This window comes from Pseudomonas sp. PDM27 (assembly GCF_019219205.1).
Classification (GTDB): domain Bacteria; phylum Pseudomonadota; class Gammaproteobacteria; order Pseudomonadales; family Pseudomonadaceae; genus Aquipseudomonas; species Aquipseudomonas laurylsulfatiphila.
In genome coordinates, this window is the sequence record NZ_JAHUWF010000001.1 from 782,056 (window position 1) to 806,493 (window position 24,438).

The window sequence follows — 24,438 nt, forward strand, 5'->3', positions numbered from 1 at the left end:
GTTACTCCTGTTCGGCGCTGTCGGTGGACACCGTATCGGCCTGGCGCGGTTTGAAACTTGCCAGCAGCTGCAGCCAATTCTGGTTTTGTGTGACGCTGAAATCAGCCTGGCTGGTCGTGGAAAACACAAGGATGCGACCGGGTTCGATTTCGAACGCGGCCTGCCGTTGGTAAACCGGTCGACCATCGTTCATGTAGTAAGCATCCACCTGGATGCCGGAGAACGGTTGCTCTCCGGACAGCGCTGCCGGCTTCTTGCTGAGCAAGGTATAGCCGCGCAGTTTGGCGGCAATGAGTTTTACCTGGCGCTCGATGTAAGCCTTCAGATTCTCTGCCGGCAGCATGTTGTCGCGCGACAGTGTGATGTTCAGCGGCGCAGGAATGCTGTTGCCGAGTACAAACATGTTCACCGTGCGGTCCTGAAAACCTTCCGGCAAAGTGATGGATCCTTCCTGAAGCTGATAGTCCATTGGGCGTGCGTTCCGTGAATAGGTGAAAGAGGAAAAGGCTTAGTCAGCGCTGATGTTTTCGAGCATCGTCTCGAACTCGATCAACCAATCGGCAAGCTCTGCATGAGCGGGATTGATCATCGTCGACATACTCAACCATTGGCGCTCGTTACCATTGTCGGGATGGATGACTGCGCTGGTCGTTCTGCCGTGGCGACGCTCCTGTCCCGCCGTGAAGATATAATCCAGGGTAATCGCCGGACTGCCCGCCAGCAGGCAATCGCTCTGCCGCACGATGGTGACGTCGGGATGGTTTTTGCGCAGGTTCTCCACATACAACTGCACCGAACGTTGCAGTGTCAGCCCTTCAGGTGCAGGACGACGCTTGACACTGAACGTGACGGGATGACCCTGCTTTTCGAGCGTTGTATCGATGTCGCGGAAGTTGAAGCCTTGCGGCATTACCAGATTCAGCCCCGCGACTTTCAATTCATTGCGCGCCAAATGAAGCGGTATCACCGCTACCGGCTCAGGCTCGATGACAGCGGGCGAAGCCTCGGCAGCCTCCTGCAACTGTTGCCGCGCAAGTGTCTCGGCCGCGATCCGTTTCTCGGAAATACGGTCGTAGATACTGGTCCTGACCATGGTCTGATTTCTCACTTGTTGATATCGACACGGTCGCCGTGGACATAGGTGTTCTTGCCAAGAATATCGATGGCGTCGCCTTTTATTTCGATGCCTTCGGGGGTCAGCTTGATACTGCTGCCGCCCACCTGAAGAATGATGTGCTGATTGGCACTGACCTGAATGAACTGGTTGTCGACCTGAATCGTCAGCGAGCCTTCCTGGACATTCATCACCGTGTCTTTCTTGATCGTTTCGGTGTGCGTGCCACCGACCTTGATCGTGCGGTTGCTGCCGACGGTATGGACTTCATCGACCTCGATCTCGGTGTCCATGTTGCGCTCGGCATGCATGATGATCTGCTCGGCACCTGCTTTGTCTTCGAAGCGGAAGAAGTTCGCCGTGCCGCCGTCACCCTTCATCGACCGGGTCAAAAAACCACTCTGGGTCTTGTTCGCCGGCAACGACCAGGGCGGGGTGTTCTGGCTGTTGTAGAGGCTGCCCATGACCAGCGGGCGGTCGGGGTTGCCGTCGAGGAACACCACCACGACTTCATCGCCTACCCGGGGAATCTGGATGCTGCCGAAGCCGCCGCTGGCACCGGACTGCGCGACGCGGACCCAGCAGGAGCTCTTGTCGTTGTGCTCGCCCTTGCGGTCCCAGTGAAATTGCACCTTCACGCGGCCGAGTTCGTCGGTGAAGATTTCCTCCCCCGGCGGGCCGACGATGATCGCGGTTTGCGGGCCGGAGATGGTCGGACGCGGGGTGGTGAGTTGAGGGCGGAAGACGATCTTTTTGCGCACGCAGGAGAAGGTGTTGTAGTAGCTGGCCTGGTGCCCGTTGAGGTAGTTGTTGTGGCCTTCGCTTTCGACGCTCATCAGCAGGAACTGACGCTCATCGGCAGGGCCTTGATCGTGATCGTAATGCTGCAACAGCTCAAAGGTATAACCGGGCTTCATCGCGCGGCAGTTACTGGCGCCATGAAAGCTCTTGCCCTTGAGTTCAAGCGCTTCGACCCGCAACCGCAGCAGCGCTTCGCCTTCGTCGTAGGTGCCGTGGGTGTATTGACCGGGGAAGTCGTAGATTTCGAATTCGTCGACATCGCCCTGCTTGTTCAGGCTCTTCATGGCGACCGGCAAGCGGTTGGACGGCTGACGATAATCGAAGGTCTGGACCGCGATTTTCCCCGACTGCAACTGGCGGTTGCCGCTCCATTGGGTGATGGAGTCGGCGGTCTCGGTGACCGATGCCGTGTGGAAACGGATCTGCGGCTGCTCAGGCAACGGCACCAACGTAGTGGAGTCGTCGCAGATGATCATGGTGTGGCCTTCGGCGGTGTGCTCGAAGTAGTAAAACATCCCCTCTTCTTCCAGCAGGCGCTGGACAAAGTTGAAGTCGGATTCGCGGTACTGGGTGATGTAGGTGTAATGCTTGAGCGGCTTGCTCAGGCGGAACTCGTGCCGGGAAAACGCGGTGCACAAGGCAAACACCTGGGTGACGACATCTTCCACCGTGCAACCCTGGAAAATGCGCGTATCGAAACGGTTCTTCAGCATGGAGAACCAGGGGTTCAGCGTCGCCGTGTAGCGGGCCATGCCACCGTCGCTGCCGATACTGGCAAAACGCGTGAGGTAGCCCGCCAGGTAACGAGGCGTGGTGTCTACCAGCTCGATTTCCAGAACCACGTGCTGACCCATCATCGACTTCAGCTCGACGCCGGAGTCCTGGCACGCCAGCAGCAACTCGAAGTTGTACGCACGCGACAGACCTTCAGTCCCCTTGAAGGACTCAAGCAACAATTGCTGTTCGGGGTTGGCGAGGTTCTTGAACTTGAACAGGCGCCGATTCTGCGGGGAAAGCATTGCGGCAAGGTCCATCAACATGTGTATCTCCTTGAAAACAGTGGAAAGCTACCGCCCTCTCTCAACCACTGCGCATAACGAATCAGATAAGAGGGTCAAAACCCTGTTTGCCACATCATCGATCAGGGCGAACACCTCGCCGCCCCATGTTTTCGGACTGTGGCAATTTGCAAGTCTTGTAAGCGACTGCCTGCAAAAACGCTTCATTTTCATCGGGGTTGTTTAAACGCCGAGTGAAGTTCCTCACACGAAACAGGCGTCAGAAACTGCGACCGCAAGACAGTATGAAAGTGCCATCATTCAGTAAAATATTTGCGAAATTTGTCACACTTTTGCAGGCATCACAGATGCTCGAACGCGGGAAGGAGACACCCATGTCATGCATTGTGTCAACCCGCACGCCATATATGCGCGCACTTCCACGCACTTGGAACTCAGTTCAGGATAATCCCCGAAAAATAATTATCGCCACACTGGCCAGCCAGAAACGCTGATATATCAAGGATGAACGGGAAGTTAGCGACCACTTGTTGGCGACTAATGCCTTATTGCCATCATTGCCGAATGTAACGCGAATAACAAAAATGGGATCCATGTTGAAATCTTCTACCCGCCCCACAGTCTGAAGTGCGGCTGATGGCCATCACTTTGGCAATGATGTGAAGTCGGATATTCGACAGCTCGACCGCAGCAACAAGGAAGCGCCTTACCCCCAAGGACAGTGACGAGTAAATGGATCTTTTAGCCAACGTGCCCAGCTGGGCCGATGTCGAACGCAACCTCGACCAGAAATTCAACGAGCTGAACCAGGGCGTCAACGACGGCTTGCAGAGCGTGCACGACAACTGGAACGGCTTCACCCGGCGTGTCAGCAATGGCGCGAGCCAGGCCTACGGCTACATGGGCGGTCGTCGCATCGATGCGGTGCATCAGGCGATGACCCTCTCCTACCCGATCATCCAGATGGACCTCAAGCGCAAGTGGGCCTCGATTGAAATCGAGCAGATCCTGCCGGTGCTGCTGCAACTGGTCAAAGAAGTCTCGATGATTCTCGGCGGCAGCGTGGCGATCGGCACCGTGGCCGGCGGCGCAGCGGGGGCCTTCGCCTTTGGAATCGGCGCAGCCCCCGGAGCCGCTGCCGGGGCCGGTATCGGCTTGCAGGTCGGCAACCTGATCCTGATGGGCCTGGGCCTGGCCGCCATCGCCGAATATTTTTACCAGGGCCTGCCCGCCTGCCTCTCGACCTTGCAGGAAGGCATCGCCACGGCCTGGCACGCCGAAGAAGGCGTCAAGCCGTCCGGCCTCGACCCCAGCGGCGGCTCCGCCGCACTGGTACAGGAACGCATCGAACGCGCGGCACGACAACTGGCTCGCGGACAGGAGCAGCTTGTACTCCTGCTGCTCACCGCCATCGTCACCTACCTGACCCGAGGCCAGATGAAAGCCGGTGTGATGAACAGCATGGAAAACATCGCGACCCGTAGCGCGAAGCTACAGGCGGAGATATCGAACAAGCAGTTGGCGGGCTGGCTGGCAAGGAATGAGCAGAAGTTGCTGGCTCGGGATGAGTTGCGGGTTAGGGAGCCGGCGCCTTTGATGCGGGCAGAATCGGAACAGCACGCGCTGCGCGAGCAATTTACGAAACAGCCAGCAAGCAGGCCAAACCAGCAACCCGGGACGAAATTCAAACCTGGCTTCACCGAAGCGGATATTCTGGCTATGCCAAAAGGTACTAGGCCAGATGCAGCCACCTACCTGGAGCCACAATATGTTTCCGAGCATTTGGCACAATTTGACAAGGGCGCCTCGCGACTCATGACAAAATCAAACCTTGACAAGTACGGAATCGCTCAGAAGGATGGTACTTCCTTCATAATGCCAAAGCATGAAGCCAATCAACTTCTAGACAGCACCAATGGCGACAAACGAGCATTGGAAAAAGCCCTTGGACTTCCAGAAGATTTTCTGGAAAGTAACACTCTAGTGCGCGTAGACATCCCGACTCCTAGAGACTTGAACCTTCGCATTCCATCCGGCAATGAGGCTGGGGCCAACGAATTCTGGCTTCCCGGAGGTAAATTACCCAATGGTAACAGCGAAGCGGTAATAGATGCGGGAGCGCTTTCTGTTGAGGCCTTTCGCACGCATCCATTATTTTAGAGAATGCCATGAAATTCAAAGATGCTTTTGTAAGCCGTGAACACATGTTTTCCATTGGAGTCGAGGAGACTACAGGCCGCTTTTACGTGTCGATTCCAGTTAGCAACGGAATGGTTGACTACGAGGAATACTACGAAATTGACCGTGCCAGTTTCGATCTATTCCAAAAGGATCCCGATACAGCCTTGGTGTTTGTCATGAAATGTCGTCGTAGAGAGCTAGATAATTTGCTAATTGTGCAGCCGGGGGCAAATAGAGGAACGGCCATCTAAAACATTCTCTTCACCCCGGCCAAGTTAGCTACATCATTTTTTTGCCGTCATTCTTCCGAAAGTCCGCCAATGACACCCATCGACCTGCAACAACTCTACAACCAGGCTTGGCTGTTTGCTTCCACTGCTCACCTCGGCCAGCAGATGAAAGGCTCGGAGCTTCCCTACACCACGCACGTGGCGATGGTGGCCAATGAACTGATTTTTGCGGATCGGGTAGAGACGGTTGGCGCCCTTGAGATCGCCTTGCCCGCAGCCCTATTACATGACGTATTAGAAGACACGCCTACTACGCAGGCAGAGCTGGCTGATGTCTTTGGCACCCTGGTAGCCTCGACCGTCGGCTGCCTGAGCAAAAATTTGATTGTTCCATTCTCCGAAGAACGTTATTTCCAGAGCATCGCCGCGCACTCGAGGGAGGCCGCAGCGATCAAGCTATGCGACCGTATCACGAATTTGCAGTCCGCTCCGTCGACGTGGACTCATTCTAAAAGGGCATCCTATCTGGAGGAGTCGGCGCTGATTCTTGAAGCACTGGGCCCTGCACATACCTATCTCAGATTAAGACTTAGCGATGCAATGACCCGCTATCGGCTACTTTATGTAATTGACTCTCAGCACTAAGACTCTACGACAGTACTCAAATCAGACGATTCGTCGTGACAGATCATTGCCTGGTGCCGAGATGTTTAAAAACCTTATTGATCTCAGAAGCTCAAACGAAGCGCTCACCCAATACACTGAACGTTACGACCACCTGCTCCCACCGCCCTCTCCTCAACTGCGCCAGCGCATGGATTACATGTTGCAGCCGGACGCCCCCAGATACAGGAAACCTGAGTGGCTGACTTCCAGGCCTTGCACCCTCACTGAAGAGCAGGCGCTGGACCGCGCAAAAGGTTGCCTGCTGGGGCTCGCGATTGGCGGAAACGGCAAGTACTCCCTGGAAATTCTTGTCAGCGGATAGTTGTACTCAAAATCAAAATCCTTGAACGGCTACCTCCATGTCAAAACTACTGCATCGCTTGAAAAGCCTTTTCGGGCAAAAAATCGCTCCTTCACCCGCCCCCAGCGAGCAGGTTGTCGATACAGCCACCTTGACCGAAGTGGACAAGCCACCTTCCCGAGTGGAAAGGAACCTGTCCTGGCTGCCGATCAATCGTGAGCCACAAGTGTTTGTACCGCTGATGCCCCCCGCCTGCCCGGACCTGACGCTAGTGGATGCCCTCCTGTTGCAGCGTTATCGGGTATTCGTCATCGCAAATGACCGGGCCGGATGGAAATCAGAGACGACGATAAACCGCGATAAAGCCAGCCAACTGGCTCGTGACTTGTACAGCAAAGGGACAGATATTGGTTATTGTCGAGGCACCGAATCCTCGTTCGAGATCTATTGGCTCATACAATGTGCGGCCATTGTTTCGTTGCTGGCCCATGGACCACAATCGGAACAATTCCTGACCTATAGAAAACATGTTGATTCCAATCGAGACTCTGCCCGGATCGGAGAGCAGGTTCGAATGTTTGATCAATACGTGGCGTCGCGCAGCAATCAAAACGCTGATACCGAGAGGGACCGCCTCTTGAAAACGCCGATAACCGCCCTCGACTACATCGACAATGCGCTAGCCATCACCGCCCTGAGATACAACGGCTGTCCAGAATTCCAGATTTACTCAAGCTCGTTGATCCAGTTGCAATTCATCAAGAACGTGTTGCTGGGCGTTGAAAAAGATAAAGCCCGGCTGCACGATTTGACCATCGGCGTATGGGCTGGCAAAGAGTTTGAAGCCGACGATCCTGAACTTTCTGGTGTACTGGGGGATGCCTTCTACATAGGCATTCAGATCGCACGCGGCCTGAAGATTCAGCTGCCTAACGGATTGCCGGCGGAAAGTCTTCCTCATACATAGCATTAAATACTGGGTATTGATCAGTGGTAACTGGAATGGCCTCAGCTACTCGGTCGATTGGAACCATGGTTCCGCCAACGTTGTGAACGTTGATAAATGATTCGCTCAGGACTGGCGCCATGAAAGACATCTGCAAGATCTCCTCGAACCTTGCCCGAACAGCAGAACTGCTGAGGAGATTCGGTCACCCGCAATGGGCCGACAGAGTTGAGGAGTGCAGCCTTGCGCTGCCCCAGGATATGGCATACGCGTTGTCTCGACTGATGTCGCTGTACGGCGGCATGGGCTCGATCAACGACGTTGTCCTCTATGAAAACGCACAACCCTTGCTGGACGAAAACAACGAACTGCAAGGGCTGCTTTCAGATCTTCATCAGCTTTGCGCAGGGTGCCATTGAACTTCGCACCCCACGCTTGCAGACCAAAATCGGCGATGTGCCGGATCGGCAATGGCGCCTTTAGGTTCGCAAATACCAAGTGCTCGGGCGTCCGCAACAACGCCGTCTTGTTCACCCGTTTGAGCATGCGCAACGAGAATGGCAGCAAGCACGCCATCAATACGACCAGCCCCCCCCTCGCCAGCAACCAGTATCATCGATTTGCCGATGCAGTGGCCGGCGCTGGCGATTGCGGTTGTCTGCGCGGTGATTGCCTTGCTGAAGCAAGCTTACCGACCGCTCGCCAAGGGCGGTCGCGTTTCGACTTGTTCAAGGCTTACACGGTAGGTGGTGTAAGTGTCGCCGTCTTCAAGGTAAAGGTTGCTCTGGTAATTCGAGACTGCGCCTTTGAGTTTGATGTGCAGGCCGTTGGAGACACGCTGGATTACCACGTCTTTCAAGTCAGTGTCCGAGACCAGGAAGGGCGGGGTCTTTCCGAGGAGCACCTTCATCGTCTCATTATTCCTGCCGTCGCCATTGTTGACGTAGAACCTCAGGCTTTTGGGCTCATCTGCATCCCTGGCATCTTGAACGATGTAGATTGACTGCCCCGGAATGAAGTCTTGCTTCAGGACTATCGCAGAAGGAAACTCCGGTTTGTGCAGGTACGCATAGATGACAACGCCTACAAGGCAGAGCATAAAGATAATCGCGAGATACTTTTTAACTCTGACTACAAGCGTTTGCAGTTCGGCCTTATTCATGGGATTCAACTGTAATCGAAGGTGAATAGCACCAAGCCTTCAATCGGCTCGTAGAACATGACGATCATGTCTGCGCCGGCCGTCCGGTAATGCCAGCCCGGAACGCTTGCCACGTGGAAAAACCGGTTATCCGCAGGGCTCAGGGGGTAGACATTCGAATCACCGCGGTCGGGGTCCAGTTCAACGATGTGCATTGGAAATTCGACCGCCTCCACCCAGTTGGCGCAGCCATCGACTTCGCCGCCCAGTTGCGCGACAAATTCCACTGCATACAACGGTTCGCCATCCTCACGCGCCAGCACACCGCTGGTTTTAAACCTTTCAACGGTTGCGGCAAAAGCGCTGTGCTGATCGGCGTAGTGCCGCTCCAGATCCGCTCTCGCCTCCGGGTGAGGATCAGCCAGCTGTGCATTCCCCTCGTGCAGAAAGAAGTAACGTGGATCGCCGCACAAGCGATAGCGCCCTTGCTCGACCTTGAAGCCGATCCAGTTGGTTTTCAGCAGGTCGCCATGGCACCCGTCCCACTCGGTCAGCTCGCCGACAAAGCCCTCGTACGGCTCCAACGGGCTGAGCATGTGCAGCACGCCCGACCACTCGGGGTTTACGGTGCTGATATCCAAGCTGAACAAAGGGTGCAGATGGTCGGCCAGCTCCAGTTGATCGGCGACAAACACGTCTTCAACAGACGGGAACGGCAGCATGCCGGTGGGGACTTTGGTGAAGTCGGGGGTATGATCGTCGGTCATCAGAGACTCTTCCTTGTGGGTCGCCACGGATTGAGCACTTTGGGTATCAATGGCTGTCTTGGTAAGCGCCCAGCGTGGCGCAGTGGCGACATTTGAACAGGTAGGCGGTAGGCCCATGATCCTTATCCAGGACATTGAAGAACGCTTGCCACTGCGGACCGTCCTCCAAGCCTGTCGAGTCCTGAACGGCAGCGATGGCTGCCGGGCCCAGTTCAAGCAACTCTGCATGGCCGGCCTTACCGACAAACTCGGCTGCGTCGTCGCAGTGAGTGAACCAGCGCTCTTGCTGCCAGCCATTAAAACCAGGCGTGCGCTGGCTGACTTCGGCGATCTGCGCCTCGCTCAGCGTGTCTTCGCCGTCCAGGCCGATACTCTCGTCATCGACAAACGTCGCGCCCAGGCGCTGGTGCGCACTCCCGTCGGCAATGCACCAAGGGCAGATGCAGTTTTCGTATTCATCAATGGCGTATACCGGGCCCACATAAATGAAGCCTCGCGCCTGATTGCAGCTCACGCAAGTGGCGCAAGAGGGTTGCACCGAACCGCTACCGACGGGATCGGGATGGTAAATAAAGTGGGGCAGTGTCATGTACGCATCCTTGTAAAATGTATGCCTTTCAAAACAACCAACTGCAAGGGCTGCTTTCAGATCTTCATCAGCTTTGCGCAGGGAGCCATTGAACCCGGAACCCCACGCTTGCCAATGCTGAAAGCCTTCAAGCCTGCTCGAATCGCTGCTGCAGCAAGTGCCGCGCAGTGCCTGCATTCAGATAGGTGCCAATCAGGTCTGCCAACTCCTGGTCCTTGAGTTTTTTGTCGTCACGGCAGACTTGAAGCAGCTGCAACTGGACCCAGCGTTTTTTCCTGTTAAGTTTCGCATCCGGTGAAAAGAACGAACGCGAGGCCAACTCAGGCATGGGGGCGTCGTCTTCCAGCAGCAAATTCAAGTGCACCCCGTGCCCCACTTGCAGACCAAAATCGGCGACGTGCTGTATTGGCAATGGCGCCTTGAAGTTGGCGAACACGAAGTGCTCGGGCGTCAGTAGCAACGCAGTCTTGTTCGCCCGCGTGAGCATGCGCAAGGAGAGTGGCAGCAGGAACGCCATGCTGATCAAGAGCAGAATGCCAACCAACTTCATTGTGGCATCCGCGTCCACGAAAACCTGCGGTAACAGGTACGGCAGGATCAGCAGGCCCAAACCCAGCAACATGAAGAGCGAGAAGCAACCCAGGGTAATCCACCCGCGCAATCGTGCGCCTTCATGCAGTCGGACTTCCTCCGTGGCATTGCCGGCATGGTTACGCAACGCTTGCACAACCGCCGCATCCTGCTCCACGTAGTGGCCGAGAAAGTCCTCGGTAATGCGCGCACGCAATGCCTGGGGATCGGCGAAATAGTGATCCATCGCGGCGCTGGCCTGTGCCGCGATGATCGGGCGGGTGCCGCGGCTGACGGCCTCTTCGACCGTGACTTGCAGGGACGCCAGCCGCTCGCGGTTGGAGGGGTGAGTGTCCGACGGATGAGGCAGGCTGGCTGCCATTTCCTCCTCGGGCAGGGTCAGCGGCTGCGCGGTCAGCTCCTGCAGTACGCTGCCTGGCAAGTCGCGGGTCAGGACGTGTTCGGCGCTGGGGTTGGTCGCGTGGACCACATGGGTCGAGACCCCCTGGTGCAACAAGGGGTCGATGGCAGAGATGCGCACCAGCGCCGAAGCGATGGCGATATTTCCCGTCAACTGCGCACCCGCCGCGTCCGCCGCCAGCTCCCGCACGCGGCTCCAGTGGCTCACCGCATGATCGAAACGCTCCATGAAATACTCGCCGAGCATGAAAGCCGGCCACAGCGTCGTGCGTTGCAGCACATCGCTTTGCAGCATGGTTTCGGCAATCACCCCGAGACTGCGGCCGATCCCCTCGTAGATCGGTACGAAGCGCAGGCTGTACTCGGTATCGGCACCGGCGAAGTGCGCCAGTTCGTGACCGATGACCGCGCCGGTTTCTGCCGAATCGAGCAAGCCCAGGTACATCATCGGCACGTGCAGGGTGCGGCCCTTGAGCGCGGTGCCTGACGGGAGCAGGTTGACGTCGCTGGAGGTGACGTAAAAGCCTTCGGTCATGCCCAGCACGATGTGCTCGGGTGCCAGCGCGCCGAGCTGGTCCGCCAGTTCGCGAACATAGGCCCACAGCGCCGGCGCCTGTTGCGGTGTGACCACCTGGCCCAGCACGCTCATCGGCGTGGACTGGAACATGTGCAGCATGACCGGCAGCTGCTTGCCCATCTGCCAGATCGAATACAGGAAACCGAGCATCAGCATCAGCACGATGAGCATCAGCTTGAATTCACCAGTGGCCATTTTCCCCATGTGCCACAGCCCCAGGCCTTCGAAACCGAGGATAGCCGCCACCGCCGCGCCCATGGCGACGATGTGCCCCACCAGCAGGTACGGCAACAGGCGGCTCACTCGGCTGAAGGTGTGCAGCAATCGTTCACGGGAATGACTGGCGCGGGCACCGGCCCAACGCAAACCCAGCAGTCCCAGCACACCGACCAGCGAGGCCAGCAGGCCGAGGGCGATGACGCCCTTGGCCAGGTTGTTCATCACGGCTGCCACCGGTTGCAGGATGGTCAGTTCATGCTCGGCTTGGGTAATGAGCGACAAAGCCTGGTGAACACCCATGCGTTCACCGTTGATATCGACCTTGGCCGAGCGTGAGAACGGCTTGGCGAGCATCGCTTCGATTTCGGGACGCATCACGCCCAACTCGGCTTTGGCTTCGGCGAAGTCCCGAATGCTCTCGGTACTGCGTTGCAACTCCCAGACGCCAAACAAACCAAGGCAAAGCGGCAGGAGAATAAGTACGGCAATGAGTTTCAACGTTCTCATGAGACAGGGCCTCAATAGTCGCGTCGCCTGACATCCGTGGCGAGCATAAATTCCATTTAACAAAGGCCCGAAAGCCCTCACGCTATTGCACGGCCCGACATGAAAGTTACGGGGCGCACTCGTACCCGGCGCGTTATACAGAAATATCGACGATATGTAACGCCAAATTGCCCGAACACTCGTTCAGCAATGGAAATGACGCCTTGTATATCCCGGATATCCTGAGATGCCATCACTTCCTTGCCGGCTATATGACACTTATCCTTCAATCTTTTCTTTAACAGACCCTCAAGCGGGCATTGGGTGAACCGGTTCACCTTTTACAAATTATTTTCAATTAAAAATTGGATCCACCACGCCTCTGAAACCATTGAATTGACTGGCTTTCGGAACTGTCTGACAGACACATCCCGCAAATAGTGGCACTAAGGCATCATTGCGGCATGTAACAAAAACGAGAAAAAATCTGCCCCCCGAATGAACTTTTCGATACGACGTGTTGCCATACACGACGTTACTGGCAACTCGATATCTATATGCCAGCATCACACTTCCGATTGTTTCCGGCAGTGTGATTTTTTGATGACGAACACCAGCAGTCACTTCTCGTGGACGGATGTCCACTTGTGAATCAAGTCACTCGACATGCTCTCCGGTTTTATTCCAGGAAGGTGCGAAGTGCTCAAGGACGATGTACCGATGACTCAGACGTTTTTTGATGTTGAAGCATTGATCCAGCTGCGAAGCCAGACCCGGGCCATTTCCGATGCGCTCAAGGCGCAGGCCTCGGATTATCTGGCGACCCTGGCTTTGCTGATTCGTCCGCAAGCGTTTTTCGGTGAATACCTGCAAGGCGCGCAACGCAGCAGCGGGCGCGAGACCCAGCACCATTTCAAGGAACTCAAGGAGCTCTTCGACCGCATCGGCTCGGCCGCTCCGTTCCAGCTGGTCAATGAACTCGAAGTGCCCCTCAACCTGCTCAGTACGACCCCGCAATTGTTTGCGCTGGAGTACGACAAGGTGCTGTCCCAAAGCGGTCAATCCATTCGTATCACCAGCCCCGTGCGCTGGGTGGTGGGCTTCAGTTCGTTCGACCTGGCCCGTTTTCGCACCGTCATCAAAGACCCCAATCGCAGCAGCGCCGAGCTGTACCGCTTCGTGGTGCATTACCTGGTGCTGTTCTACTGCCTGAGCAAGTCGCCCGGCATCAGCCGCCTGCTCGAAGGCCTGCGTTTCCCCGTCAGTTTCGAACGCTTGAAGGAGTTCGGCGACCTGCCCTTCTGCGTCATCAGCTCGCCGGTTCGCTCGCAGTTGCCCGACGAGGCCGTGATCCGCAGCAGCACCCAGATCGCCGGCAACACCAGCTTCGAAGAGCTGGTGGGGCACGCCAACATCATGGAAATGAACGATGAAATCCGTCAGCGCCTGCTGCTGACGATCGAAGGAATGTAACGCGCTCGGCCACCCATTGAACCGACACGCAAACGACTTGCAGCGAATTGTTCGCACAGGAGATCACGATGGCGAAGAAGGAAAGTACCCAGCACAAACTCGACCGCGTCCGCGCGCCTCGGGTCCATATCACCTACGACGTGGATATCGGTGACGCTCAGGAAAAGAAAGAGCTGCCCTTTGTCGTCGGTGTGCTGGGCGATTTCTCCGGCAACCCGCTGGAGCCGCTGCCGAAGCTCAAGGACCGCAAGTTCATTTTCATCGACCGCGACAACTTCAACGGCGTGCTCAAGGGCATCAAGCCGCGCCTGACCTACCGCGTCGACAACACCCTGGCGAAAAACGGCACGCAGCTGGGCGTCGAGCTCAACTTCAACGCCCTCGAAGACTTCGAACCGCAGAACGTGGTCAAGCAGGTCGAGCCGCTGCGCAAGCTGCTGGAAGTGCGCAACAAGCTGGCGGACCTGCGCAACAAGATGGGCGGCAACGACAAGCTCGAAGAGCTGCTGATGGATGTGTTGCAGAACACCGAGAAGTTGAAAACCCTGGGCAAGGAATTCGGCCGTGAAGCCGCCGTTCCGGCCACCGACGGCAAAGCGTAGGAGCCTGACGATGAACGACAAGCAAACCGTGACTCAACAGGACAGCACGCTGGTTGAAGTGGACAGCTTCACCGCACAATCCTCGTTGCTCGACAGCATCATTTCCGAAAGCCGCGTGGCCCGTTCCGAGACTGAACGCACCCGTACCCGCGACCTGATCGGCGAACTGGTCAACCAGATCCTCGAAGGCGAAATGACGCCAAGCAAGGACCTGATCGCCGTGCTCGATGCACGCATCGCCGAGATCGACGCGATGCTCTCCGAGCAGATGAACGAAATCATGCACGCCAGTGAGTTCCAGCAGCTGGAAGCCTCCTGGCGCGGCCTGAAGTATCAGGTGGACCAGACCGAGACCAGCACCACGCTGAAGATCCACTTGCTCAACGCGTCGAAGAAAGACCTGGTGCGCGACCTCAAAGCCGCTTCCGAATTCGACCAGAGCGCGTTGTTCAAGAAGATCTACGAAGAAGAATACGGCACCTTCGGCGGTGCACCGTTCGGCATGCTGCTGGGTGACTACGAGTTCAACCGCAGCCCGGAAGACATGTACCTGCTCGAAGAGATTTCCCACGTCGCCGCGGCCGCCCATGCGCCGTTCATCTCGGCGGCTTCGCCTGAGCTGTTTGGCTGGGATTCGTTCACCGACATGTCCGGCCCACGGGATCTGGCGAAGATTTTCGACACTGTCGAATACGCCAAGTGGAAGTCGTTCCGCGCCTCCGAAGACTCGCGTTATGTCGGCCTGACCCTGCCCCACGTGCTCGGTCGCCTGCCTTACGGCCCGGATACCACGCCGGTCGAGGAATTCAACTTTGTCGAAAGCGTCGACGGACGCGACCACAACAAGTACCTGTGGATGAACGCCGCCTACGCGCTGGGCACCCGGGTCACCGATGCGTTTTCCCGTTACGGCTGGTGCGTGGCGATTCGTGGCGTCGAGGGTGGTGGCCTGGTGGAAGGCCTGCCGACCCACACGTTCAAGACCGATGACGGTGAAATCGCCCTCAAGTGCCCGACCGAGATCGCCATCACCGACCGCCGTGAAAAAGAGCTGTCGGACCTCGGCTTCATTCCGCTGGTGCACTGCAAGGGCACGGACTACGCCGCGTTCTTCGGCACCCAGTCGGCGCAGAAGCAGAAGCAGTACAACACCGACATCGCGAACGCCAACGCCCGGCTTTCCGCGCAGTTGCAGTACATCTTCGCCACCTCGCGCATCGCCCACTACATGAAGGCGATCATGCGCGACAAGATCGGCAGCTTCGCCTCGCGCAAGGACGTCGAGCTGTTCCTCAACAAGTGGCTGTCGAGCTACGTGTTGCTGGACGACACCGCGAGCCAGGAAGCCAAGGCCAAGTTCCCGTTGCGCGAAGCCCGCGCCGAGGTGTTCGAAGTGCCGGGCAAGCCGGGGGTGTACAAGGCCGTGACCTACCTGCGCCCGCACTACCAACTGGACGAGCTCACCGCTTCGTTGCGCCTGGTGGCTGAATTGCCGCAATCGACCCGCGGCTGATCGAGCACATTGCCAGGGAGGCAATATGAGTAGTCAACACAAGCTGTTGCCATCACTGCTGGACCGGTTGCTGGACGATCGTCCGCACCAGTCCATCGAAGCGTCATCGCAGCGCTTGTGTTCGCTGGCCGATTACAAGGCCAGCATCGTTCGCGACCTGGAGATCCTGGTCAACACCCGCCAGTCCCTGGTCGCCAACGAGCTGGAAGGTTTCGTCAATCTGGGCGGCACCATCCTCGACTACGGCATGCCGGATTTCACCAGTCGCAGCGTGCTTGACCCCAAGGATCGCCTGTTGATCCAGCGGCAGCTGGAGAAGGCGATCTCGGTCGGCGACCGGCGCTTTCGCAGCGTCAAAGTCCAACTGCTTGCCCAACAGACCGGCCAACGCATGCTGACCTTTCGCGTGGACGCGGTCCTGCGCCTGCAAGACGTCACCCGTCAGGTGTCCTTCGACGCGGTGCTGCAGGTCAATACCCAGGAATACAAAGTGCAGAACCTCAACTGATGCTCGACGATCTGCTGCCCTATTACGAAAAGGAACTGTCGCACCTGCGCTTTTTGGGCCAGGAGTTTGCGAGCCAGTATCCGAAAATCGCTTCGCGGTTGCTCATCGAGGGCGATAACTGCGAAGACCCGCATACCGAGCGCTTGATCGAAGCGTTCTCGTTCCTGTCTGCACGGGTACACAAAAAACTCGACGACGAGCTGCCGGAAATCGTCGAGTCGTTTCTCGAAGTGCTGTACCCGCACTACCTGCGCCCTACCCCGTCGATGTCGATCGTCGAGTTCAACCTGGGCAAGCAGGAAAAAGTCACCGAAGCCTTCCGTGTGCCCCGGCATACCGAAATCAGTGCCAACCCGATCGATGGCGTGGTGTGTAAATTCCGCACCTGCTACCCGGTCGAGCTGTGGCCGGTGGCGGTGCAACAGGCGTCGTTCATCGAGATGGAACGTTCGGCGTTCAACGGCCACAGCGCTGACCTGGTCGCGCGCTTGCGCATCGGCCTGGTGGCGACCGGCGACGTGATGTTCGGCAAGCTGGAACTGGACCGCCTGCGGTTCTTCCTCGACGGCGAAAGCACGTTGATGCTGCAACTGTACGAACTGCTGTTCAACAACCTGGCCAAGGCCACACTGAGCTTCGAAGATCAGGGTCGCACCCGCGAAGTCGCCTTGCCGGCCAACGCGCTGAAAACCGTCGGCTATGGCCTGGATGAAGGCCTGGTGGATTACTCGGAGCGCTCGTTCCTCGGTTACCGCCTGCTGCACGAGTACTTCACCTTCCCCGACAAGTTCATGTTCTTCGACCTGTCGGGCTTTGCACGGATTCTGGCGGGCAAGGAGGTCGAGAAAGTCGAGATCAATTTCTACTTCTCCGACTACGACCTGAGCGACCGGCTGGCGCGCCTGACGCAGAACATCGGGCGCAACAACTTCAAGCTCAATTGCACGCCGATCATCAACCTGTTCCGCCAGCAAGCCGAGCCGATCAAGTTGACCCACGCCCAGCACGAGTACGCGGTGACGCCGGATGTGCGCCTGCAAAGCTCGGCCGAAGTGGTGTCCATCGACCGCGTACGACGTGTGCGCAAAGTGGGCAGCATCGATCAGGTGGGCACTTGCCATCCATTTTTCGAGCCTCGTGGCGATCAGGGCCCGGGCCAGAGCTTCTGGATTGCCCGACGTCGAGCCGTACAGACCGGCCAGCGCGATGGCTCGAACGTGTTTATCCGGGTGGTCGATCGAGAACTGGGGCTGATGGAGGCCAACAACGATACGTTGAGCATCCGCCTGACCTGCAGCAACCGCGACCTGCCGCTGATGTTGCCTTTCGGTGGCGAGCGCGGCGATTTCACTATCCCGGGCAACTCGGTGATCAAGGACATCCGTTGCCTGCGCAAGCCCACCGCCACCGCTCGCGTGCCGCTGGGCAACGGCGTGATCTGGCGGCTCATTTCACACCTGTCGCTCAACCATATGTCGCTGGTGTCCCGTGGTCGCGAAGTGCTGCTGGAGCTGTTGTCGCTCTACAACTACCGCAACCTGTCGGCACTGCGCAAACAGATCAACGGCATCGTCTCGGTGAGCAGCGAGCCAGTGGTGGCGCGCATCGGCCACCCGCGGCCGAACTTCGTGCGCGGCGTCGGCATCACCCTCAATTTCGATGAAAGCCAATACACCGGCAGCGGTGTGTTCCTGTTCGGCATGGTGCTCGATCACTTCTTTGGTCAGTACTGCACCATGAACAGTTTTACCCAATTAACCCTTCGCACCTTGCAGCGCGAAAAGAGAGTCGTCCAATGGCCACCGCGAACCGGCGATCAACCCCTGGTCTGATCGACCAGGCAAGGGCTGAGCCGCACCGATTCGAGTTTTTCCAATTGGTGCGCCTGCTTCGCCTGCATTACAGCAGAACCGGGCGCATGGACCTGGAAACCCGACCGCACGAAGACCCTCTGCGTTTTCGCTCGCAGCTGTCGCTCAACTTCCCGGCCAGTGAAGTCAGCGATCTGCAGTTCGAGCGTGAAGGCAAGGTGTCCGTGGCCGGCCTGCCGCTGTCCGAGATGCAAGTCACCTTCATGGGCCTGGTCGGGCCCTCGGGTGTGTTGCCGCGCCCGTACACCGAGCTGTTGATCGAGCGGCACATCCAGTACCGCGATGACGCGGCCCATGCCTTCCTCGACATCTTTTCGCACCGCATGACCACGCTGTTCTACGAGGCCTGGCAAAAGTACAAGTTCTACATCGAGTACGAACGCAACGGTACTTCGGACTTCGATCGCTACCTGCTCAACCTGGTGGGTTTCGGCCCCGAGGCGCAGAAGCAGAAATTCGACCGCCAAGGCTCGCCCCTGCGCCGCGAACTGTTCAGCTATTTCTCCGGGCTGTTTGCGCAGAAACCGCGCAACGCCCTGAACCTGGAAGCGATGCTGACCTTCTATTTTTCGCTGCCGTTCAAGGTCAAGCCGTTTGCCGGTCGCTGGCTGAAACTCGACGCCAGCCAGTGCACGCAACTGGGGCGCAAGAACGCCGTGCTCGGGCAAAGCGCCGTCGCCGGCAACCGGGTCTGGGACTACCAGTCGTGCGTGCGCATCGAGATGGGTCCACTGGAGCTGGCCGACTATCAACGCTTCCAGCCAGGCACCGAGGACTACCGGAAACTGGTGGAACTGGTGCGTTTCTATGTCGGTGCCGAACTCGACTTCCAGTTGGCGCCCAGGCTCAAACCCCAGGCCGTGCCCGTTGCGCGCCTGGGGCGCCAAGGCAACGTTTCGCTGGGCTGGCTCGGCTGGCTCAAGCGACCGGCCTCCGACGTCGAGCCATCCCGTTGTGCCCTCTTCCACATTCCTTTTGATGGGGTCTCCCTGTGAACCTGAAGTCCCTGTTTGCCAAGCTCAACGACACCAGCCGCGCCGCCACTGAAAGCGCCGCGGCCTTGTGCCTGTCGGAACACCATTACGATGTCGAAATCGAGCACCTGTTGTTGCAGTTGCTCGACAGCCACGACAACGACCTGCCGGCCATCCTGCGTCATTACGACGTGGTGCCCGAACGCTTGCAGGCGCAGCTGGTGACGGCACTGGGGACGTTCAAGAAAGGCAATACGCGCACGCCGGCGCTGTCGCCACACCTGACCCGCATGATCGAACAGGCGTGGGTCCTGGCGTCCATCGAGTTCGGCCAGGCGCAGATCCGCACCGGTCATCTGTTGCAAGCCTTGCTCGATGACGACGAACTGCGCCGCGTGGTGGTCGCCAGCGCCGCCGAGCTTGAGAAAATCAACGCCGACGACTTGCGCGTCAACCTCGGCGCACTGGTGGACAGCAGCGCCGAGTCGAAACAGGCCAAACCGCTGGGCACGTCCGACGTCGCCAGCGCCGGCACGGTAAAAGGCAACGGCAAGACCCCGGCCCTCGATCAATACACCATCAACCTCACGCAAAGCGCTCGCGAAGGCCGGATCGACCCGGTGCTGGGCCGGGAGTTCGAGGTGCGGCAGATGGTCGACATCCTTACCCGCCGCCGCCAGAACAACCCGATCCTCACCGGTGAGGCCGGCGTCGGCAAAACCGCCGTGGTCGAAGGCCTGGCCCTGCGCATCATCCAGGGTGACGTGCCGTCGGTGCTCAAGGGTGTCGCCATCCACACCCTGGACCTGGGCTTGTTGCAGGCCGGTGCCGGCGTGAAGGGCGAATTCGAAAACCGGCTCAAGTCGGTGATCGAAGAAACCAAGCGCAGCCTGCACCCGATCATTCTGTTCATCGACGAAGCGCACACCCTGATCGGCTCGGGTGGCCAGGCCGGGCAGAACGATGCCGCCAACCTGCTCAAGCCAGCCCTGGCCCGGGGCGAACTGCGCACCATCGCCGCGACCACCTGGGCCGAGTACAAGAAGTACTTCGAGAAAGATGCCGCCCTGGCGCGGCGCTTCCAGGTGGTGAAGGTCGAAGAGCCGGACGAAGACAAGGCGATCCACATGCTGCGCGGCCTGCTGGCCAAGATGCAGGAGCATCACAAGGTCACGGTGATGGACGAAGCGCTGGTGCAGGCCGTGCGCCTGTCCAATCGCTACATCACCGGCCGCCAGTTGCCGGACAAGGCCGTCAGCGTGCTGGACACCGCCTGCGCGCGGGTGGCCCTCGGTCAATCGGCGCAGCCGGGGCCGCTGGAAGACTGCAAACGCCAGATCGACAACCTGCAGGCGGAAATCGCGGTACTGCAGCAGGAAGCCGCCAAAGGCAGCGACCACGCCCGGCGGCTGACCGCCCTCAATACCGAACTGCAAAGCGCACAGCAGACCCGCGACGCCCTCGAACAACAATGGCAACGCGAACTGCAACTGGTGGAAAAACTCGGTGCCCTCAGCCACCCGGAGAATCAGACACCGGATGCCCAGGAGATTGCCGCGGTGCGCGCCGAACTGGCCAGCGTCCAGGGTGAGCAACCGCTGGTGCATGCCCTGGTGGATGGCGGGACCATCGGCGAAGTGATTTCCGGCTGGACCGGCATTCCATTGGGCAAGATGCTGCGCGACGAAATCGAAACCGTGCAGCGCCTGCCGGCGTTGCTGGGCGAGCGGGTGCTCGGCCAGGACCACGCACTGCACGAAATCGGCAAGCGCATCAAGATTTCCCGCGCACGCATGGAAGACCCGAACAAACCGATCGGCGTGTTCCTGCTGCTCGGCCCGAGCGGCGTCGGCAAGACCGAAACCGCACTGGCGCTGGCCGACACCCTGTACGGCGGCGAGCGCAACGTCATCACCATCAACATGTCCGAGTACCAGGAAGCCCACACCGTCTCCAGCCTCAAGGGTTCGCCACCGGGCTACGTCGGCTATGGCGAGGGCGGTGTGCTGACCGAAGCGGTGCGACGCAAGCCGTACAGCGTGGTGCTGCTCGATGAAGTGGAGAAAGCCCACCCGGACGTGCTCGAACTGTTTTTCCAGGTGTTCGACAAAGGCGTGCTGGATGACGGCGAAGGTCGCGAGATCAACTTCCGCAATACCGTGATCATCCTCACGTCCAACACCGGCACCGACCGCATCATGCAGTGGTGCCTCAATGCACAGCCGCAACCGACGCCACAGGACATCGTCGAAGGGCTGCGTGACGAGTTGAACCAGGTGTTCAAGCCCGCCTTCCTCGGCCGCCTGACCATCGTCCCCTACTACCCGGTCAAGGACGCGATTCTCGAGCGCATCGTCGCGCTCAAGCTTGCGCGCATTCGCCAGCGCTTCGAGCGCAATCATCAAGCGCTGTTGAGCTATGACGAAGCACTGGTCAAGGCGATTGCCTCGCGCTGCACCGAGGTCGACAGCGGCGCCCGCAACATCGACAACATTTTGTCCCAGACCCTGATGCCGGAACTGGCCCAGCGGGTCCTGGAGCGCATGGCGCAGGACAAACCGATTCAGAGTTTGAACATCGAGTTGGGCAGCGACGGCGATTTCGCCTATCGCCTGAGCTGATCGGGCATTAACAGGTAGTGGTCATGGACAAGAGATATTCAGGGAAGCGTCCCGCGAGGACGACGTTGGCCAAATGCCTGACGGCGGTGGCGATGATGACGGTACTCAGCGCCTGCGGCGTCACCGACCGGGTCGGCAAGCGGGTCGACAATACCTGGGCCGGCGACATGCTGTTCGAGGATAACGAGAAGGTCATCCTCACGTCCGACGGCGGCAACCAGCTCAACCCCGATGCGGCCGGCAAGCCGCTTTCGGTGGTGCTGCGGGTGTACCAGCTGACTTCGCTGGAGCGCTTTGCGTCGGTGGATGCCGACTCGCTGTGGGACGACCCGCAAAAAGCCCTCGGCAATACCCTGATCGAAAACCGCGAAATCACCTTGTTGCCCGGCATGGGGCAAGTCGACAAGTGGCCGCTGAACAAGGCGGCGGGCTATGTCGGCGTCGCGGCTTTTTTCCGCAACGACGAGAACAGCCGCTGGAAGGTCGCGTTCGACGCCAACTCCCTGCGCAAGGACGGCATCTGGTTCTCCTCCGACGGCTTGCGTGTGCTGGTGGACAACAACACGGTGTCTGCCGTCAGTGGTGTCGATGTCCTCGATAAACCCAAGACCCAGGAACAACTGGCCAAAGCCGCTGAGCAACCGGCCGAACCCACGCTGACCGAGCGCGTGCAGGACGCCGTGGTACAGAAAGCCCAGGACCAGGCGAGTGCCTCCGCGGAAAAAGCCGTGGAGTCGAAATTGAATTCATTATTGGAAAGCGCTCAATGAGTAAGCAAAGCCGGGTGATGTGGTCCGAAGGCATGTTCCTTTTGCCACAACATTTCCAGTATCAGGATGAGTTCCACCAGCATCAGCTGGCGCAGGCGACCCTGCGCAACACGCCTTTTCACTGGGGCGTGCAGTTGCTCGAAGTGGACGAGGAAGCCCTTGCCACCGGCTCCCTGCAGCTCAAGCGCCTGAAGCTGGTGTTTCCCGACGGCAGCCTGTTCGACGCACCGCAGCACGACCCGCTGCCGGCGGCCCGTGACCTGAAGGACCTGCTCAAGGGCAACGACCTGAAGGTCTACGCCGCGCTGAAACTGCCCGAGCCATTCGGCCTGAACTACGTCGAAGACGGCCAGGAGCAGAAGACCGGGCGGCGCTTTCGCAAGCAGTTCGACACCTTGCCGGACCTCAACGAGGGCGACCTGGAAAACGAAATCACCAGCCTGCGCCTGAACGTGGTGATGCTGATCGACGGCGACAACCTCGATGGCTACACCTGGTGCCCGATTGCCCGGTTGTCGCGCAACAACATCGGCGGCTTCAACCTCGACGGGCATTTCGTGCACCCGACGCTGCACCTGGGCACCCACGACACCCTGGTCGGACTGGGCAAGCGTTTGCTCGGCGCCCTGCAATCCAAGAGCAAGGCCTTGTCGGGTCGTCGTCGCGAGCGCGCGGACCAGATCGCCGAATTTGGCTCCAGCGACGTCACCCTGTTCTGGCTGTTGAACACGGTGAACCGTGCCCACCCGAGCCTGGCGCACCTGCTCGCGCATCCGCGCCTGCACCCCGAGCGCTTGTATCTGTTCCTGGCCGAACTCGCCGGAGGCCTGCTGACGTTCTCGCTGGATACGCAGCTCAACGACATCCCCGAATACGACCACCACGACCCGGCGGCCTCGCTGGTCAAGCTCGACGAAATGATTCGCGTGCTGCTCGACAACGTCGTGCCGAACCAGTGTGTGGTGATCAACCTGACCCAGACCAAACCCTCTTACTGGCAAGGGCAATTGCACGACCCACGGTTGGCCGAGGCGGACTTCTACATCTCCGTGCACGCCGACATGCCGGGCGCAAGCCTGCTGGAGCTGGTGCCACGGGCGTTCAAGGTCGGCTCGCCGGAAGACATCGAAGTGGTGGTCAACAGCGCCATGCCCGGCGTCACCCTCAATCATTCGACCCGCCTGCCCAATGCGATTCCGGTGCGACTGGACAATCACTACTTCTCCATCGAGCCCCACGGCCGGGTGTATGAACGAATGATGAGCGCCCAGGCCATCTCTTTCTACGCGCCCAGCGCCTTCACCAACCTCAAGCTTGAACTGATGGCGGTACTCAAATGACCGAAGCCGTACTGCAAGGCGCCGTTGCGGCCGCCCGTGAAAAACCGACGCTCAAAGACCTGGTGCAAGACTTCATCAGCATGGCGCTGATCGTGCGCAAGGGCCGGCAAGTGACGTCGGTCAGCGCCTTCGAGGCCAGTGTCGACACCTTCTTCAAGGCACTGGAGCGCGATGCCCGCAGCGCCAACTACAGCGTCGAACAGGTGAAGGACACCCAGTACGCCCTGTGTGCGTTCCTCGATGAAAGCGTGTTGCGCTCCGGGGACAACGAGTTGCGCCGGCACTTTGAATTGCAGCCGCTGCAGTTCCGCTACTTCGGCGTGCACCTGGCCGGCGAAGGCTTCTTCGAAAAAATCGATGCCCTGCGTGGCGACGTCAAACAGCACCTTGATGTGCTCGAGGTCTACCACCTGTGCCTGGCCCTGGGCTTCGAAGGCAAGTTCAGCCTCGGGCAAAAGGATCAGCTGCGTTACCTGGCCAATACCCTGGGCCAGGACATCGCGCGTTATCGCAAGACGCCCAAGGCCCTCTCGCCTGACTGGGCGTTGCCCGACCAGGTCTCGCAAATGCTGCGCCATGAAGTTCCCCTCTGGCTCTACCTGGCGCTGATTGCGCTGGTCTGCGCAGGTGTCTACCTGACGCTGGACTGGTTGCTGGCCAAGGACGTAGCCGCGTTGTCCGAACAAATCAGCCAGCTGTTCAGTGCCTGAGCACAGGTCAGGTAACCGAGTCAGGAAGA

Annotated in this window: 22 protein-coding genes and 1 pseudogene; 16 read left to right on the top strand and 7 right to left on the bottom strand. The window is 58.7% G+C overall.

What is annotated here, in order from left to right; all coding sequences use genetic code 11:
• Position 1 precedes the first annotated feature (1 nt).
• Genes KW838_RS03480 through tssI form a run of 3 tightly spaced genes read right to left on the bottom strand, consistent with a single transcriptional unit; the run spans position 2 to position 2,955 of the window.
• A complete protein-coding gene (locus KW838_RS03480; protein ID WP_218500401.1) occupies positions 2–469 on the bottom strand; it encodes a DcrB-related protein in 468 nt (155 codons plus the stop codon).
• Positions 470–508: 39 nt separating this feature from the next.
• Entirely contained in the window at positions 509–1,093 is a 585-nt protein-coding gene (locus tag KW838_RS03485) for a hypothetical protein (protein WP_218500402.1), read from the bottom strand.
• Positions 1,094–1,104: 11 nt separating this feature from the next.
• Positions 1,105–2,955 (bottom strand): type VI secretion system tip protein TssI/VgrG, encoded by a 1,851-nt coding sequence (gene tssI / locus KW838_RS03490; protein WP_218500403.1) that lies wholly within the window; start codon positions 2,953–2,955, stop codon positions 1,105–1,107.
• A gap of 711 nt (positions 2,956–3,666) precedes the next feature.
• Here tssI and KW838_RS29425 point away from each other — a divergent pair.
• The 6 genes and pseudogenes from KW838_RS29425 (at position 3,667) to KW838_RS03520 (ending at position 7,677) form a co-directional block, all read left to right on the top strand.
• Complete coding sequence (locus KW838_RS29425; RefSeq protein ID WP_256358704.1) at positions 3,667–5,094, top strand: DUF6861 domain-containing protein; 1,428 nt, start codon at positions 3,667–3,669, stop codon at positions 5,092–5,094.
• Between the two features lie 8 nt (positions 5,095–5,102).
• On the top strand, positions 5,103–5,366 hold the full coding sequence (locus KW838_RS03500; RefSeq protein WP_218500404.1) for a hypothetical protein: 264 nt from the start codon (positions 5,103–5,105) through the stop codon (positions 5,364–5,366).
• 69 nt (positions 5,367–5,435) lie between these two features.
• Positions 5,436–5,990 (top strand): HD domain-containing protein, encoded by a 555-nt coding sequence (locus KW838_RS03505; RefSeq protein ID WP_218500405.1) that lies wholly within the window; start codon positions 5,436–5,438, stop codon positions 5,988–5,990.
• A gap of 61 nt (positions 5,991–6,051) precedes the next feature.
• A pseudogene (locus KW838_RS03510) lies at positions 6,052–6,321 on the top strand (ADP-ribosylglycohydrolase family protein); the annotation flags it as partial.
• 49 nt (positions 6,322–6,370) lie between these two features.
• Positions 6,371–7,279: an immunity protein Tsi6 family protein gene (locus tag KW838_RS29430; protein ID WP_256358705.1), complete on the top strand. Its 909-nt coding sequence runs from the start codon at positions 6,371–6,373 to the stop codon at positions 7,277–7,279.
• Between the two features lie 119 nt (positions 7,280–7,398).
• On the top strand, positions 7,399–7,677 hold the full coding sequence (locus KW838_RS03520) for a hypothetical protein (RefSeq protein WP_218500406.1): 279 nt from the start codon (positions 7,399–7,401) through the stop codon (positions 7,675–7,677).
• A 269-nt stretch (positions 7,678–7,946) separates the two neighbouring features.
• Here the strand turns inward: KW838_RS03520 and KW838_RS03525 are convergent, their stop codons facing one another.
• From KW838_RS03525 to KW838_RS03540, 4 genes are all read right to left on the bottom strand, one after another.
• Entirely contained in the window at positions 7,947–8,420 is a 474-nt protein-coding gene (locus tag KW838_RS03525; RefSeq protein WP_218500407.1) for a hypothetical protein, read from the bottom strand.
• A 5-nt stretch (positions 8,421–8,425) separates the two neighbouring features.
• The gene (locus KW838_RS03530) at positions 8,426–9,166 is read right to left on the bottom strand and encodes a hypothetical protein (protein ID WP_218500408.1); all 741 of its coding nucleotides are present in this window, start codon (positions 9,164–9,166) and stop codon (positions 8,426–8,428) included.
• Positions 9,167–9,212: 46 nt separating this feature from the next.
• The gene (locus KW838_RS03535; RefSeq protein ID WP_218500409.1) at positions 9,213–9,755 is read right to left on the bottom strand and encodes a CbrC family protein; all 543 of its coding nucleotides are present in this window, start codon (positions 9,753–9,755) and stop codon (positions 9,213–9,215) included.
• A gap of 127 nt (positions 9,756–9,882) precedes the next feature.
• Positions 9,883–12,048, bottom strand: a complete 2,166-nt coding sequence (locus tag KW838_RS03540) for a M48 family metallopeptidase (protein WP_218500410.1) — start codon at positions 12,046–12,048, stop codon at positions 9,883–9,885.
• 699 nt (positions 12,049–12,747) lie between these two features.
• On the opposite strand from KW838_RS03540, the gene KW838_RS03545 reads away from it, so the two are divergent.
• From KW838_RS03545 to icmH, 10 genes are all read left to right on the top strand, one after another.
• Positions 12,748–13,500 carry a hypothetical protein gene (locus tag KW838_RS03545; protein WP_007978741.1) on the top strand — a complete coding sequence of 251 codons (753 nt, stop codon included), beginning with the start codon at positions 12,748–12,750 and terminating at the stop codon, positions 13,498–13,500.
• 68 nt (positions 13,501–13,568) lie between these two features.
• Positions 13,569–14,102 carry a type VI secretion system contractile sheath small subunit gene (tssB, locus tag KW838_RS03550; RefSeq protein WP_007978739.1) on the top strand — a complete coding sequence of 178 codons (534 nt, stop codon included), beginning with the start codon at positions 13,569–13,571 and terminating at the stop codon, positions 14,100–14,102.
• Between the two features lie 10 nt (positions 14,103–14,112).
• Complete coding sequence (tssC, locus tag KW838_RS03555) at positions 14,113–15,615, top strand: type VI secretion system contractile sheath large subunit (protein WP_007978737.1); 1,503 nt, start codon at positions 14,113–14,115, stop codon at positions 15,613–15,615.
• A gap of 25 nt (positions 15,616–15,640) precedes the next feature.
• A complete protein-coding gene (gene tssE, locus KW838_RS03560) occupies positions 15,641–16,123 on the top strand; it encodes a type VI secretion system baseplate subunit TssE (protein WP_102701753.1) in 483 nt (160 codons plus the stop codon).
• Complete coding sequence (gene tssF / locus KW838_RS03565) at positions 16,123–17,955, top strand: type VI secretion system baseplate subunit TssF (RefSeq protein ID WP_218500411.1); 1,833 nt, start codon at positions 16,123–16,125, stop codon at positions 17,953–17,955. The genes tssE and tssF overlap by 1 nt, the downstream gene beginning before the upstream one ends.
• The gene (gene tssG, locus KW838_RS03570; RefSeq protein ID WP_218500412.1) at positions 17,919–18,989 is read left to right on the top strand and encodes a type VI secretion system baseplate subunit TssG; all 1,071 of its coding nucleotides are present in this window, start codon (positions 17,919–17,921) and stop codon (positions 18,987–18,989) included. The genes tssF and tssG overlap by 37 nt, the downstream gene beginning before the upstream one ends.
• Positions 18,986–21,589, top strand: coding sequence for a type VI secretion system ATPase TssH (tssH, locus tag KW838_RS03575; protein WP_218500413.1), 2,604 nt, complete (start codon positions 18,986–18,988; stop codon positions 21,587–21,589). Before tssG ends, tssH begins: the two co-directional genes overlap by 4 nt.
• A gap of 23 nt (positions 21,590–21,612) precedes the next feature.
• Positions 21,613–22,359 carry a type VI secretion system lipoprotein TssJ gene (gene tssJ, locus KW838_RS03580; protein WP_218500414.1) on the top strand — a complete coding sequence of 249 codons (747 nt, stop codon included), beginning with the start codon at positions 21,613–21,615 and terminating at the stop codon, positions 22,357–22,359.
• Positions 22,356–23,699: a type VI secretion system baseplate subunit TssK gene (gene tssK / locus KW838_RS03585; RefSeq protein WP_007978722.1), complete on the top strand. Its 1,344-nt coding sequence runs from the start codon at positions 22,356–22,358 to the stop codon at positions 23,697–23,699. Before tssJ ends, tssK begins: the two co-directional genes overlap by 4 nt.
• Positions 23,696–24,409 carry a type IVB secretion system protein IcmH/DotU gene (gene icmH, locus KW838_RS03590; protein ID WP_102701748.1) on the top strand — a complete coding sequence of 238 codons (714 nt, stop codon included), beginning with the start codon at positions 23,696–23,698 and terminating at the stop codon, positions 24,407–24,409. Before tssK ends, icmH begins: the two co-directional genes overlap by 4 nt.
• Positions 24,410–24,438: the final 29 nt, after the last annotated feature.